The 262-nt window shown below is 58.8% G+C and carries 1 pseudogene; it reads left to right on the top strand.

The window, feature by feature from the left end:
• A pseudogene (locus tag ACW5W8_RS24090) lies at positions 1-262 on the top strand (IS5/IS1182 family transposase); the annotation flags it as partial.

Below are 262 nucleotides of genomic sequence, written 5' to 3'. Positions count from 1 at the left end.
ACAAGAAAAAGCTGACCGAGGTCGAGGTCACTGTCACCCCCAAAGCCTATCTTGATGAGCTGGAGCAGGCTATCGATGAGGACCGTGAACAACATGGGAAAAAACCGCTGCGCCGCCGGGTAAAAGCCGCACAATCGGAGCAACCAGTGCAACCAGTGCAACCAGTGCAAAGCAAGTCTCAAGCCGCCACCCCCACCGGGGAAACGCGGACCATCAAACAGAGCACCACCGACCCCGACAGCGGCTACATGGTGCGCGAGGG

It is taken from the genome of Aeromonas aquatilis (assembly GCF_054052405.1).
The sequence above is the reverse complement of the archived record's forward strand: the minus strand, read 5'-3'. Positions and strand labels throughout refer to the sequence as shown.